This window comes from Streptomyces bacillaris (assembly GCF_003268675.1).
GTDB classification, from domain to species: domain Bacteria; phylum Actinomycetota; class Actinomycetes; order Streptomycetales; family Streptomycetaceae; genus Streptomyces; species Streptomyces bacillaris.
Genome location: NZ_CP029378.1, coordinates 6232701 through 6245721 on the forward strand (window position 1 = coordinate 6232701; position 13021 = coordinate 6245721).

The 13021-nt window shown below is 70.2% G+C and carries 11 protein-coding genes, 1 tRNA gene and 1 pseudogene; 5 read left to right on the plus strand and 8 right to left on the minus strand.

Annotated elements, in window-relative coordinates; translation table 11 throughout:
* Nucleotides 1–15: 15 nt before the first annotated feature.
* The 5 genes and pseudogenes from DJ476_RS27085 to DJ476_RS27105 all read right to left on the minus strand — a co-directional run bounded on the left by DJ476_RS27085 (nucleotide 16) and on the right by DJ476_RS27105 (nucleotide 3486).
* On the minus strand, nucleotides 16–402 hold the full coding sequence (locus DJ476_RS27085; protein ID WP_103421404.1) for an ArsR/SmtB family transcription factor: 387 nt from the start codon (nucleotides 400–402) through the stop codon (nucleotides 16–18).
* 136 nt (nucleotides 403–538) lie between these two features.
* On the minus strand, nucleotides 539–784 hold the full coding sequence (locus DJ476_RS27090) for an alkylphosphonate utilization protein (RefSeq protein WP_107499813.1): 246 nt from the start codon (nucleotides 782–784) through the stop codon (nucleotides 539–541).
* Between the two features lie 73 nt (nucleotides 785–857).
* Nucleotides 858–1317, minus strand: a pseudogene (locus DJ476_RS27095) (ATP-binding protein).
* Nucleotides 1301–3067, minus strand: a complete 1767-nt coding sequence (locus DJ476_RS27100; protein WP_318294906.1) for a SulP family inorganic anion transporter — start codon at nucleotides 3065–3067, stop codon at nucleotides 1301–1303. Before DJ476_RS27100 ends, DJ476_RS27095 begins: the two are co-directional and overlap by 17 nt.
* 77 nt (nucleotides 3068–3144) lie before the next feature.
* Nucleotides 3145–3486, minus strand: a complete 342-nt coding sequence (locus DJ476_RS27105) for an ArsR/SmtB family transcription factor (protein ID WP_028415692.1) — start codon at nucleotides 3484–3486, stop codon at nucleotides 3145–3147.
* 402 nt (nucleotides 3487–3888) lie between these two features.
* Between DJ476_RS27105 and DJ476_RS27110 the strand changes: the two genes are divergently transcribed.
* Both DJ476_RS27110 and DJ476_RS27115 read left to right on the plus strand, forming a co-directional pair.
* Complete coding sequence (locus DJ476_RS27110) at nucleotides 3889–5292, plus strand: pyridoxal phosphate-dependent decarboxylase family protein (protein ID WP_112491758.1); 1404 nt, start codon at nucleotides 3889–3891, stop codon at nucleotides 5290–5292.
* Between the two features lie 89 nt (nucleotides 5293–5381).
* Nucleotides 5382–6905, plus strand: a complete 1524-nt coding sequence (locus DJ476_RS27115; protein WP_112491759.1) for a lysine N(6)-hydroxylase/L-ornithine N(5)-oxygenase family protein — start codon at nucleotides 5382–5384, stop codon at nucleotides 6903–6905.
* A 74-nt stretch (nucleotides 6906–6979) separates the two neighbouring features.
* On the opposite strand, the gene DJ476_RS27120 is transcribed toward DJ476_RS27115, so the two are convergent.
* Complete coding sequence (locus tag DJ476_RS27120) at nucleotides 6980–8797, minus strand: bifunctional metallophosphatase/5'-nucleotidase (protein WP_112491760.1); 1818 nt, start codon at nucleotides 8795–8797, stop codon at nucleotides 6980–6982.
* A 154-nt stretch (nucleotides 8798–8951) separates the two neighbouring features.
* Here DJ476_RS27120 and DJ476_RS27125 point away from each other — a divergent pair, with 154 nt between their 5' ends.
* Both DJ476_RS27125 and pyk read left to right on the plus strand, forming a co-directional pair.
* A complete protein-coding gene (locus tag DJ476_RS27125; protein WP_112491761.1) occupies nucleotides 8952–9674 on the plus strand; it encodes an SIMPL domain-containing protein in 723 nt (240 codons plus the stop codon).
* A gap of 120 nt (nucleotides 9675–9794) precedes the next feature.
* Nucleotides 9795–11234: a pyruvate kinase gene (gene pyk, locus DJ476_RS27130; RefSeq protein ID WP_103421366.1), complete on the plus strand. Its 1440-nt coding sequence runs from the start codon at nucleotides 9795–9797 to the stop codon at nucleotides 11232–11234.
* Nucleotides 11235–11245: 11 nt separating this feature from the next.
* Here the strand turns inward: pyk and DJ476_RS27135 are convergent, their stop codons facing one another.
* Nucleotides 11246–12034 (minus strand): helix-turn-helix domain-containing protein, encoded by a 789-nt coding sequence (locus DJ476_RS27135; RefSeq protein ID WP_112491762.1) that lies wholly within the window; start codon nucleotides 12032–12034, stop codon nucleotides 11246–11248.
* A gap of 82 nt (nucleotides 12035–12116) precedes the next feature.
* Nucleotides 12117–12199: transfer RNA gene (locus tag DJ476_RS27140), tRNA-Leu, on the minus strand.
* A 95-nt stretch (nucleotides 12200–12294) separates the two neighbouring features.
* On the opposite strand from DJ476_RS27140, the gene DJ476_RS27145 reads away from it, so the two are divergent.
* Nucleotides 12295–12951, plus strand: coding sequence for an ANTAR domain-containing response regulator (locus DJ476_RS27145; protein WP_018512090.1), 657 nt, complete (start codon nucleotides 12295–12297; stop codon nucleotides 12949–12951).
* Nucleotides 12952–13021 lie beyond the last annotated feature (70 nt).

A 13021-nucleotide genomic window follows, 5' to 3' on the forward strand; every position in this document is an offset into this window, starting at 1 on the left:
GTACCCGCCGACTCCTCACCGCCTGCCGGGCTCGGCCGTCCCGGGTTCGGCGCTTCCGGTATCGGTGGCCCCCGGATCGGTCGCCCGCAGGTCCGCCAGCAGCTCGGCCTGGCCCGTCAGCACCTCGGTCAGGATCGTCCGGGCGACCCGGAGCAGCTCCGCCACCTCCGGGTTGGACAGCGTGTAGTACACGGCGGAGCCCTCCCGCCGCGCGGTCACCAGACCGGCGCGGCGCAACACCGCCAACTGCTGCGAGAGATGGGCGGCCTCGACCCCTACCTCGGCCAGCATCTCCGAGACCGCGTGCTCACGTTCACTGAGCAGCTCCAGCACCCGGATCCGCACCGGATGCCCGAGCGTCTTGAAGAACTCGGCCTTCAGCCGGTACAGCGGCGTACTCACCGACGGAACCCCGTTCCGTACGCCGGGAGGCAACGGTGGCGCGCTGTGCGAACTCTCTTCTCCATGGGTTCATCCTCGCGTCTTCGCGGCGCGAGGATGAACCGGGGCCCGACAGGGTGAACCGGGCCCGACGGGTTCAGGCCTTCTTCAGGAACTCTGTCTTCAGCACGAGCCCCTTCACCTTCTTCGTGTTGCACTCGACCTCACCCGCACGGCCGGTGAGCCGGATGTTCTTCACGAGCGTGCCGCGCTTGAGCGTCTCCGACGTGCCCTTCACCTTCAGGTCCTTGACCGTGGTCACGGAGTCACCGTCCGCCAGCACGTTCCCGTTGCTGTCCTTCACGACGATGTCGCTCATGGTGCGTTCCTGCCTTTCCCACACCCGCGCAGCTCTTGCAGCGGGAATCCTGATCTCAACGGCGACCGGCGGCCAGCGACCTGCCGCCGCTCACCACTCACCGCTCACCGGCCCGGGACCCGCCCGTCCGCTGGAGCGGCAGCGTGATCCAGATGCTCTTGCCGCCCTCGTCCGCGTCCCCCCCGCACCACCGCGCTGCCGCCCAGCTCCAGGGTCAGCTCCACCACCGTCGCCAGGCCCCGCCCGGAACCGGCCACGGCCGAGGTGTAGAGCGCGGGACGGTAGGGGTGGCGGTCGTGGACACCGAAGGCGAACGCGTCCGGGCCGCCCGCGAAGAACACCGTCACCTGCGGCGAGAGCACGGCCGCGTGCCGCACACTGTTGGCCACCAGCTCGCTCAGGATCAGCAGCGCGGGCCCCGCGCACGGCTCCTGCGGGCCCACGCCCCACTCCGCGAGCACCTGCTCCGTTGTCTCCCGCGCGACCCGCACCGCCGAGCCCATCGTGGGCAGCGTCAGCACATGGCGGTACGGCAACGCGTCATGGGGCTTGATCACCGCCCACCCCCTCGGCACCGGAACCCGCACCCGAACCCGTACGCACCGCTGACGCGTCCGCCCCGGACCCCTCAGCACCCGCACCACCGGCACACGCACCCGCGCCCGCCGGTCCCTGCCCCGGCACCAGCACGCCCGCCTCCCGCAACCGCTCGCGCGCCCCCGCGATCGCCTCCGGCGTGGTCGCGTACTCCCGGCCCTCCCGCCGCAACAGCTCCAGCGCCCCCACCGACTCCAGCGCCCGCCGCTGCTCGGGGCGGATGCCCGAGGCGAGCACCGCGATGCCCCGCCGGTTCAGCTGGTGCACCGCGTCCTTCAGCATCAGCGCCCCCGAGGCGTCCACCGTCGTCACCCGCGACATCCGCAGGATCACCACCCGCACATCCGCGACCTCCCAGAGCGTCAGCAGGAAGCGGTGCGCCCCGGCGAAGAACAGCGGGCCGTCGATCCGGTACGCCACGATGTGCTCGGCCAGCAGCGCGTGCTCCTCCTCGCTGTGCGCACCCGGCGGCTCCCCGCCCGTACCCTCGCCCTCCCGCAGATCCACCCGGTCCATCCGGGCCTCGCCCGCCACCGCCCGCAACGCCAGCGCCCCGGCCACCACCAGCCCGATCACCACCGCCAGCACCAGATCCAGCACCAGCGTCGCCACGGCCGTCAGCACCAGCACCACCGCGTCCGAACGCGTCGCCCGGGCCATCGCCCGCAACGCCCCCACCTCGACCATCCGCACCGCCGTCGCCAGCAGCACCCCGGCCAGCGCGGCCAGCGGGATCCGGGAGACCAGCGGGGCCGCCGCGAACACGATCACCGCCAGCACCGCCGCATGCGTCAGCGCCGCCAGCCGGGAGGAGGCACCGGTACGGACATTGACCGCGGTACGGGCGATGGCCGCCGTGGCGGGCACCCCGCCGAACAGCGGGGCCGCCAGATTCGCCACGCCCTGCCCGAACAACTCCCGGTCCGGGTCGTGCTTCTGGTCCACGGTCATCCCGTCCGCCACCGTCGCCGACAGCAGCGACTCCAGCGCCGCCAGGGCCGCCACCGCGACCGCCGGAGCCACCAGCGAACCCAGCGCCGACACCTCCACGAACCCCAGCGAAGGAGCGGGCAGCCCGGCCGGCAGCGCCCCGATCGGCTCGGCGCCCAGGCCGAACACCTGCACCGCCACCGCCGCCAGCACCACCGCGACCACCGAGAACGGCACGGTCGGGAACCGCCGGGCCCCCAGCAGCATCAGCCCGGCCACCCCGACGGTGATCGAGAGAGCGGTCATGTCCGGGTGCGCGGCGAACTCCTGGACCGCCCGCCACGCCACCACCAGCACCTTGTCGCCCTCGGGCGCGGCCACACCCAGGGCGTTCGGGATCTGCTGAAGGGCGATGACCCCCGCGATCCCGAACGTGAACCCCTCCACCACGGGCGCGGGCACGTACCGCATGGACCGCCCCGCCCGCAGCAGCGCCAGTCCGATCAGCAGCACCCCCGCCATCAGCCCCACGGTCAGCACCCCGCCCGGACCGTGCTCGGCGACGATCGGCACCAGGACCACCGTCATCGCCCCGGTCGGCCCCGACACCTGGAGGTTCGACCCGCCGAAGACCGCCGCCAGCGCCCCCGCCACCACCGCCGTCGCGAGTCCCGCCTCGGCACCGAGCCCCCAGGAGACCCCGAAACCCAGCGCGAGCGGCAGCGCGACGATCGCCACGGTGAGCCCGGCCAGCAGATCACGGCGGGGGTTACGGGTCATGGCCGCGAAGTCCGCCCGTACGGGCAGCAGCGCCCGCACCCGGCGCAGGCCCGACGGCGATGCGTTCACGGAGGCCGTCACCGCGAGGACACCTCGGCCTCCCGCAGCTCGGCCAGCAGCCCGTCCCGGCCCACCAGCATCTCCGTCAGGATCCGCCGGGCCGCCCGCATCAGCTCCGCGACATCGCCGCCGGCCAGCTCGTACACCACCGTCGAACCCTCCCGGGTCGCGGTCACGATCCCCGACCGGCGCAACACCGCCAGCTGCTGCGACAGCGACGACGGCTCCACCTCGATCGCCGCCAGCAGATCCCGTACCGGCAGCGGACCGTCCTGGAGCAGCTCAAGAACGCGGATACGGACCGGATGCCCGAGCATCCGGAAGAACTCGGCCTTGGCCTGGTACAGGGGGACCGCCATCGCTCCGGGCCTCTCCTCGGCAGTGCGTCACCACCGCCGGCGGGGGAGCCGGGCGGGGGCCGGGCCGCCGGGGTGGCGGCGGAACGGCCCACACAGCATGTAGTGAATTGCAGATTTTCGCAATTGGTTGATCGATCAAGTCCCGCCGGATCGAAAGGCGCCGGGGGGCGTCGGGAGGCGGCGGGGGAGGCGTCACGCTTCCCCCGGGAGGGCCTCCGCGCAGGCACCCGTACGCCCGTCCCGGGATCGCACGTCTATACCACCAAAACCCCCGGCAAACGGCCCACACCGGCCACCAGTACCCCTTTCGAGTTCAGATCGTTGACCTCTTCGGCCGCGCCACCCGGAACCCGGGACAAGCTGGCATGTCCACCATCACCCTCCCGAAGGACCACCCCACCCATGCCCACCCCGCCCCTCGCCGGAGGCACCGCAGGACCCGCCGCACTGCGCCCCCTCATCGACACCGTGCTCACCGCACTCCACGACGGCGCGGCCCTCCGGAACGGCCCCCTCCCCGCCGGCGGACCCGACACCGTCACCCCCCGCACCCGCACCGCCACCCACCCCCTCATCCCCGACCACGGCACCGGCCCCCACCACGCCCTCCGCGCCCTCGTCACCGCCCTCGCCGAAGGCGCCGCCGACCCCGCCCACCCCCACTGCGCCGCCCACCTCCACACCCCGCCCCTCGCCCTCGCGGCCGCCGCCGACCTCGCCGCCAGCGCCCTCAACCCCTCCATGGACTCCTGGGACCAGGCCCCCGCCGCCACCGCCCTCGAAGCCGACCTCACCACCGCACTCGCCGCCGAGATCTACCCCCACACCCCCTCACCCGACGCTGTCATCACCACCGGCGGCACCGAGGCCAACCAACTCGCCCTCCTCCTCGCCCGCGAACGCCACGGCCCCGTCCAGGCCGTCTGCGCCACCACCGCCCACCACAGCATCGCCCGCGCCGCCTGGCTCCTCGGCCTCCCGCAACCCGTCACCGTCCCCGCCCCCGACGGCACGATGGACCCCGCCGCCCTCGACGCCACCCTCACCCGGCTCGGCCCGCCGCTCCTCGTCGTCGCCACCGCCGGCACCACCGACACCGGCCAGATCGACCCCCTCGACACCATCGCGGACCTCTGCACCACCCACGGCGCCGAACTCCACATCGACGCCGCCTACGGCGGACCCCTCCTCCTCAGCCCCACCCACCGCGCCCTCCTCCACGGCCTCGACCGCGCCCAGAGCGTCACCCTCGACCTGCACAAGCTCGGCTGGCAACCCGCCTCCGCCGGCCTCTTCGCCGTCCCCGACCGCCACCACCTCACCCCCCTCCACCACCACGCCCCCTACCTCAACGCCGACGACGACACCGAAGCGGGCCTCCCCGACCTCCTCGGCCGCTCCCTCCGCACCACCCGCCGCCCCGACGCCCTCAAGATCGCCGTCACCCTCCAGGCCCTCGGCCGCACCGGACTCGCCGCCCTCATCGACACCACCGTCACCACCGCCCACCACCTCGCCGACCTCATCACCAAGACCCCCGCCCTCGACCTCTACGACCGCCCCACCATCACCACCGTCCTCTTCCGCCCCACCGACGCCGACGACCACACCGTCGCCACCCTCCGCCGCACCCTCCTCAACCGAGGCCACGCCGTCCTCGGCCGCGCCCACGCCCGAGGCCGCCTCTGGCTCAAGGCCACCCTCCTCAACCCCCACACCACCCCCCAGGACCTCCAGGCCCTCATCGACCTCGTCACCGCCACCACGGCCGACCTCGAAACCCCCACCGCACCACCCCACCCGTAAGCACAGACCCCCGCACATCCCCCCCCACGCCCGCACACCCCCCACGCCCGCGAAACCCCAACCCCCCTCACGGAAGGCGACACCCCCCGATGACCGACCGGCCCGCCCCCGACGACCGGCCCGCCCCCGTCACCGGCCACCCCGCACCGGCCCACGACCGGCCCACCCCCACCACCGACCGCCCCGCCACCGGCCGCACAACCCCCGAACCCGACCGCCCCCACGACCTCGTCGGCATCGGCATCGGCCCCTTCAACCTCTCCCTCGCCGCCCTCGCCCACAACATCCCCGCCGCCCCCGACGACCCCCGCCCCCTCGCCGCGACCTTCTACGAACAACGCCCCGCCTTCCACTGGCACCCCGGCCTCCTCCTCGACGGCGCCAGCCTCCAAGTCCCCTTCCTCGCCGACCTCGTCACCCTCGCCGACCCCGCCAGCCCCTGGAGCTTCCTCAACTACCTCCGCACCCGCGACCGCCTCTTCCCCTTCTACTTCGCCGAGCGCTTCCACATCCAACGAGCCGAATACGACGCCTACTGCCGCTGGGTCAGCGAACAACTCCCCGGCCTCCACTTCGGCCACCAGGTCGACGCCGTCCGCTGGAACACCGAACGCGCCCTCTTCGAAGTCGACTTCACCCAACTCGACCCCGACGGCGAAGCCGAAGCCCTCGGCCGCGCCTACACCCGCCACATCGCCCTCGGCATCGGCACCGAACCCTTCGTCCCCGAACCCCTCCGCCCCCTCGCCGAAGCCGAATCCGTCCCCGTACTCCACTCCGCCGACTACCTCCGCCACCGCGAACAACTCCTCGCCGCCGACCACATCACCGTCATCGGCTCGGGACAGTCCGGCGCCGAGATCTTCCTCGACCTCCTGCGCGCCCGCCCCGAAGGCGCCGAGAACATCCACTGGCTCGCCCGCACCCAGGCCTTCGCCCCCATGGAGTACTCCAAGCTCGGCCTCGAACACTTCACCCCCGACTACAGCCGCTACTTCCACGCCCTCCCCGAAACCGCCCGCGACGAACTCGTCCCCCGCCAATGGCAGCTCCACAAAGGCATCGACGCCGACACCATCGCCGCCATCCACGACGAGCTCTACCGCCGCACCCTCCACGGCGGCTGGCCCCACGCCACCCTCACCCCCGGCGTCCACGTCCGCACCGCCGGACGCCTCGCCAACACCCGCGTCGAACTCCACCTCGAACACACCCAGCAAGGCACCCGCACCCGCCTCACCACCGACGCCGTCATCCTCGCCACCGGCTACCGCGAACGCCCCCTCGACGCCATCCTCGGCGGCCTCGACCCCTACCTCAGCCGCGACGCCTCCCACCGCCCCCGCATCGACGACCAGTACCGCCTCGTCCTCGACCGCGCCGTCACCGGACACGTCTACGTCCAGAACGCCGAACGCCACACCCACGGAGTCGGCGCCCCCGACCTCGGCCTGGCCGCCTGGCGCAGCGCCACCATCCTCAACAACCTCACCGGTACCACCCCCTACCCCCTCCCCGAACGCACCGCCTTCACCACCTTCGGCCTCACCCCCCAGTCCTCGAAGATCCCCGCCCAGGCCCCCGAACTGATCCCCCTCACCCAATCCGTCTGACCCCACCCCACAGAACGGCCCGGGACCCCCACCGACGGAGACCCCGGGCCGGACCAACCACCACACAACCGGCGTTACGGGAACACCGGCACCCCCTCACGCGTCAGCCGCCACCCCACCGACGCGAACTCCGCCGGATCCACCGACCCCTTCTCCCGCACCCACCCGATGATCGTGTTCCGGATCTCGTCCGAATCCGCCCACACCTGCTCCGCCCCCGCCACATGCGGAAAAGCACCCCCACCACTCGCCCGGTAGTTGTTCACCGCGAACACGAACCGCGCCGCCGGATCCACCGGCCTCCCCTCGAACGACAACCCCACGATCCGCGACCCCACCGGCCGCGAAATATCGATGTCGTACGTCACCCCCGACACCGCGTCATAGTTGTAATCCGGAATCCCGTCCGCATTCGTCAGCTTCGCCGTATCCACCGGACCACCCGCAGCCGTCCGCACGTAATACCGCGCCGAATACTCCAAGTACTCCTTCAGCTGCGCCCCCGTCAGCAGCCGCGCCTCCAACGTGTTCTCGAACGGATACAGCCCCGCCGCATCCCGGATCGTCACCTCACCCGCCGGAATCCCCGCCGTACGCGAGAAACACGACGCCTGCGACAACACCGGCAGCCCCGCATACGCACCACCCGCCAGCGCCGCCACCACCGTCTCCGTCTGCACCTGATTGATCAGATCGATGATCGGCTCATCCCGCCACGGAGCCTCGGCCGTCGACATCGCCACCACCGACGTACCGATCACCTGATTCACATACGCCACCACCTTCCGGTGCTCCCGCCGCAACAGCGCCACCACCTTCGGGTCCTCCGGCACCGCATTCGAATTCAGCACCTGCGAACCGGCCCGCTCGACCGCCCAGCGCCCCCTCTCCCACACCAGATCGAAATCGAAGACCGTCAGCCGCTGCCCCCACTTCGCCGGCTCCGACAGCACCACCCGCTTCCCCGTCGCCTTGTTCACCACGCAATGCTCGGCGATCTCCACATGCGCGTGCCCCACCAGAATCGCGTCGATCCCCGGCACCTGCTCCGCCACCAGACCCGCCGCATTCTCGACATACGGCAACTGATCCCCGTACGACGACGTCCCCGACGACCCCGAATGCGCCGACACGATCACCACATCCGCACCCATGGACCGCAGCTTCGGCACCCACTTCGCCGCCTGCTCCTCCAACCCCGGAAACACCATCTTCCCGGCCACATGCGCCTTGTCCCAGATCGCGATCCCCGGATTCGTCAGCCCCAGCACCGCCACCCGCACATCCCGCCCGCACGGCGTCCGCAACCGCTTGATCACATATGGCGGAAACACCGGCCGCAACGACTTCGCATCCAGCGCGTTCGCCCCCAGCAGCGGAAAATCACACTGCTCCTCGAACTTCCGCAGCACCGGAATCCCGTAATTGAACTCGTGATTCCCCAGTGCCGCAGCGTCATAGCCGATCGCGTTCATCGCCTTGGCCATCGGATGCACCGGACCACGCCGCGCCGTGATCGGATCCACCTTCGCGTAGTAGTACGACAGCTGCGTGCCCTGGATCGTGTCGCCCGCGTCGATCAGCAGCGTGTTCCGCCGCCCCTTCTCCCGGCGCACCTGATCCACCAGCGTCGAGATCTTCGCCAGGCCGATGTCGTTGTGAGCCGCGTCGTCGTACTCCCTGTCGGTGAAGTAGTCCCAGTTGAAGACGTTCCCGTGCAGGTCGGTCGTCCCCATCACCGAGAACGAGTACCGCTTCACCGGCCGCCCCTCACGGCGCCCTCGGCCGTGCGCCAGAGCCTCACCACCCACCATCACCGCACCGGCGGCACCCGCGCCGACAGCAGCCGAACGGCCCAGAAACGTCCTACGGTCCCACCGGTCCAACTCCATGCTCACTCACTCCTCGTTCAGTAGGGCAACGCGCGTAGATTCTGACCCGCCCCCTTACACGCAACACCCCCCACAGATGAGGATCCGATGGCCACCCGACACACCTCCTCCACAACCACCCCCACCCCACCCACCCGCATGCCACAGTGAACGCATGACCGAAACCCCCACACCCACGCCCACCGCCACCCCCCACCCCTACGGCACCCCCGACACCCCCCACGTCACCGTCCGCGGCGAAGCCCACCTCGAAGTCGAGCCCGAAATCGCCCACATCACCATCACCCTCACCGCCCGCGGCACCGACCGCCGCACCACCCTCGACGACCTCACCCACCGCAACACCACCACCCTCGACCTCATCAAGAGCTACGGCGACACCATCGAAAAACTCGAAACCGGCACCCTCGCCATCAGCCCCGAACTCACCCGCCACGGCCGCGCCGAACGCATCCGCGCCTACCACGGCCGCATCCAACTCACCGCCACCATCAACGACTTCACCACCCTCGGCGAAATCGTCACCCGCCTCGCCGACCACGACCTCACCCGCGTCGACGGCCCCTGGTGGACCCTCCGCCCCACCTCACCCCACCACGCCGCAGCCCGTCGCCAAGCCGTCCGCGAAGCCCTCCAACGCGCCCGCGAATACGCCGAAGCCCTCGACACCCGCCTCGGCGCCCTCCTCGAACTCAGCGACACCGGCACCCACCACAGCCCCCTCGGCCGCGCAGCCTTCGCCGAATCCATGCACTACGGCGCCCCGGCAGGAGCCGCAGCCGCCGACGCCGCCCCCATCGACCTCGAACCCGTACGCCAGACCGTCGACGCCCAGGTCGAAGCCTCCTTCACCCTCATCCCGCCCGCCCTCGGATAGACGCTCATCGGAGCGGGTCACTGCACAATTCAACACTTGTCAATAACCCTTCACCCAAAGGTTGTTGAGGTGTCATGAGGAGCCAAATACCTACCCGTAGGTAAGGTTTAGGCTCGAACCATGCGCCGAGCAAAAATCGTCTGCACCCTGGGACCCGCAACCGACACATACGACCAGATCAAAGCCCTGGTCGAAGCGGGAATGGACATCGCCCGCTTCAACCTCAGCCACGGCTCCTACGCCGAACACGAACAGCGCTACCACCACGTCCGCAAAGCCGCCGAAGAAACCGGCCGTAGCGTCGGCATCCTCGCCGACCTTCAAGGCCCGAAGATCCGCCTCGGCCGCTTCCGCGAAGGCCCCGTACTCCTTGAACGCGGCGACACCTTCACCATCACCGTCGAACCCCTCGACAACGAAGGCGACGGCGACATCTGCGGCACCACCTACGACGGCCTCGCCGCCGACGTCACCACCGGCGAACGCATCCTCGTCGACGACGGCCGCGTCACCCTCGAAGTCACCGACGTCGACGGCCCCCGCGTCCACACCACCGTCATCGAAGGAGGCATGGTCTCCGACAACAAAGGCCTCAACCTCCCCGGCGTCGCCGTCTCCGTCCCCGCCCTCTCCGACAAGGACATCGACGACCTCCGCTGGGCCCTGCGCACCGGCGCCGACCTCATCGCCCTCTCCTTCGTCCGCACCGGACGCGACATCGACGACGTCCACCGCATCATGGACGAGGAGAACCGCCGCCTCCCCGTCATCGCCAAGGTCGAGAAGCCCCAGGCCGTCGAGAACATCGACGACATCGTCGCCGCCTTCGACGGCATCATGGTCGCCCGCGGCGACCTCGGCGTCGAAATGCCCCTCGAACACGTCCCCGTCGTCCAGAAGCGCGCCATCAAACTCGCCAAGCGCAACGCCAAACCGGTCATCGTCGCCACCCAGATGCTCGACTCGATGATCGACAACTCCCGCCCCACCCGCGCCGAAGCCTCCGACGTCGCCAACGCCGTCATCGACGGCACCGACGCCGTCATGCTCTCCGGCGAGACCAGCGTCGGCAAATACCCCATCGAGACCGTCCGCACCATGTCCCGCATCGTCGAAGCGGCCGAACAGGACATTCTCGCCAAGGGCCTCCCGCCCCTCACCGAACGCAACAAGCCCCGCACCCAGGGCGGAGCGGTGGCGAGGGCCGCCGCCGAGATGGGCGACTTCCTCGGCGCCAAGTTCCTCGTCGCCTTCACCCAGAGCGGCGACACGGTGAAGCGCCTCTCCCGCTACCGCTCACCCATCCCGCTCCTCGCCTTCACCCCCGACGAAGCGACCCGCGCCCAGCTCAACCTCACCTGGGGCGTCGAGACCTTCCTCGGCCCCAAGGTCGACTCCACGGACGCGATGGTGGCCCAGGTCGACGAGGAACTCCTCCGCATCGGCCGCTGCGCGAAGGGCGACATCGTGGTCATCACCGCCGGCTCCCCGCCCGGCGTGGCCGGCTCCACCAACCTGGTCCGCGTCCACCACATCGGCGAGGACGACAGCCCGAAGTAGGGCGGCCCAGCTCAGTATTTCGGCCCGACGTGCGCATCCATGAGGGCGACGGATGCCCGTCGGGCTACGGAGATGTTGTAGGGCTTGCCCGCCCGCGTGCAGTGCGTCCAGGTGACGCCGAGCGCGTCGAGGGTGTCGGTGTAGAGCCGCCGGATGTCGTCGGAGACGTTGGTGAACCAGTACCTGGGGTACTCGTACCGTTTCCGTTCACCGCCGACCACGCGGGTGGTCCAGTTGGTGATGCGGCAGCCGTCGGAGTGGACGAGCCCCCGTACGAGCTGCCAGGGGTGCGCATCGACGATCGACTGCTGCCAGGGCTCCAGGGCTATGGCTCGCTCGTGCTTCCGGCCCGGCCCGTGCTGTGGGAACAGGCAGACGAGGTGTTTCGAGTACACCTTGAGGTTGTGGCAGCCGGGCTTGCGGACGCGGCACGTGGCGTTGCCCGGGAAGACCCTGCGTAAGGTCTCCTCGGCCTCGTCCTGGATACCGGGCCATGCATCGTCCAGCGTGATCATGAGGTTCGGCGCCCGGTGGCCCGCGTACTGGCTGATGTGCCCATCGCCCAGGTAGAGCCCGAGCAGGTATGCGTAGGCGGGCTCGTCGAGGGGCGAGCCATCACATCGGTGGCAGGCCGGGGTGTGCGCCCCGGGGCACTCGCCACGCTTGGCACGGTCCATGTGCAGCCAGTACGAGACGGTGCCGCGAGGCACGCTCAGCCGACGAGCCACCTCGGCCCCTTTGGTGCCGCTCCGGAGGAGGGTGAGCGCCTTCTGGCGTACCTCTGTGCTGTGTGCGTTCATGCGTCCACTCTTTGTGAGGCAAATCGAACGCGAACAGCAAAAAGCGGATGTTCACCCTAAAGTGAACATCCGCTTCGGGATGTACCGGGTGCGGGATTCGAACCCGCACGTCCTTTCGGACAGATGTGTTTGAGACATCAGCGTCTGCCATTCCGCCAACCCGGCTGGCCAACCCGTGAGGAGTCTACCGGGTCACTATCGGTCCCCGCTGCTAGGTAGGCTCATAGGGCGCTGCACCTGCCCTGGAACAAGGAGCCCCCGTGACCACCCCCGAGTCGCCCCAGCCCGTAGACGCCGTCGACGACGACAAGTCGCACGTCCCGCCGCTGACGACCCGCGTCGTCATCGCCGAGGACGAGGCCCTCATCCGCCTCGATCTCAAGGAGATGCTGGAGGAGGAGGGCTACTCCGTCGTCGGTGAGGCGGGCGACGGGCAGCAGGCCGTCGAGCTGGCCCGGGAGCACAAGCCGGATCTCGTGATCCTGGACGTGAAGATGCCGGTCCTCGACGGGATCTCCGCCGCCGAGAAGATCGCGGAGGAGTCCATCGCGCCGGTCCTCATGCTCACCGCCTTCTCGCAGCGCGACCTGGTCGAGCGGGCCCGGGACGCCGGGGCGATGGCGTATCTGGTGAAGCCGTTCAGCAAGAGCGACGTGGTGCCGGCCATCGAGATGGCGGTCTCCCGGTTCGCGGAGCTGAAGGCGCTGGAGAGCGAGATCGCGGATCTGTCGCAGCGGCTGGAGACGCGGAAGCTGGTGGACCGGGCGAAGAGCATTCTGCAGACGGATTACGGGCTGTCGGAGCCGGCCGCGTTCCGGTGGATCCAGAAGACGTCGATGGACCGCCGGATGTCGATGCAGCAGCTGGCGGAGGCGCTGATCGCGGACGCCGAGGAGAAGAAGAAGGCGGCCGAGTAGTCCCGTACCGCTGACGTACGCGTAAAGAGAGAGGCCCGCACCCGGGCAGAAGAACCGGGTGCGGGCCTCT

What these genes read in the sequence shown, in the direction of transcription:
- DJ476_RS27100 (WP_318294906.1), bottom strand. Translation starts at nt 3,067, where the DNA reads ATGACCCGTAACCCCCGCCGTGATCTGCTGGCCGGGCTCACCGTGGCG.
- DJ476_RS27120 (WP_112491760.1), bottom strand. Translation starts at nt 8,797, where the DNA reads ATGGAGTTGGACCGGTGGGACCGTAGGACGTTTCTGGGCCGTTCGGCT.
- pyk (WP_103421366.1), top strand. Translation starts at nt 9,795, where the DNA reads ATGCGCCGAGCAAAAATCGTCTGCACCCTGGGACCCGCAACCGACACA.
- DJ476_RS27135 (WP_112491762.1), bottom strand. Translation starts at nt 12,034, where the DNA reads ATGAACGCACACAGCACAGAGGTACGCCAGAAGGCGCTCACCCTCCTC.
- DJ476_RS27110 (WP_112491758.1), top strand. Translation starts at nt 3,889, where the DNA reads ATGCCCACCCCGCCCCTCGCCGGAGGCACCGCAGGACCCGCCGCACTG.
- DJ476_RS27115 (WP_112491759.1), top strand. Translation starts at nt 5,382, where the DNA reads ATGACCGACCGGCCCGCCCCCGACGACCGGCCCGCCCCCGTCACCGGC.
- DJ476_RS27105 (WP_028415692.1), bottom strand. Translation starts at nt 3,486, where the DNA reads ATGGCGGTCCCCCTGTACCAGGCCAAGGCCGAGTTCTTCCGGATGCTC.
- DJ476_RS27125 (WP_112491761.1), top strand. Translation starts at nt 8,952, where the DNA reads ATGACCGAAACCCCCACACCCACGCCCACCGCCACCCCCCACCCCTAC.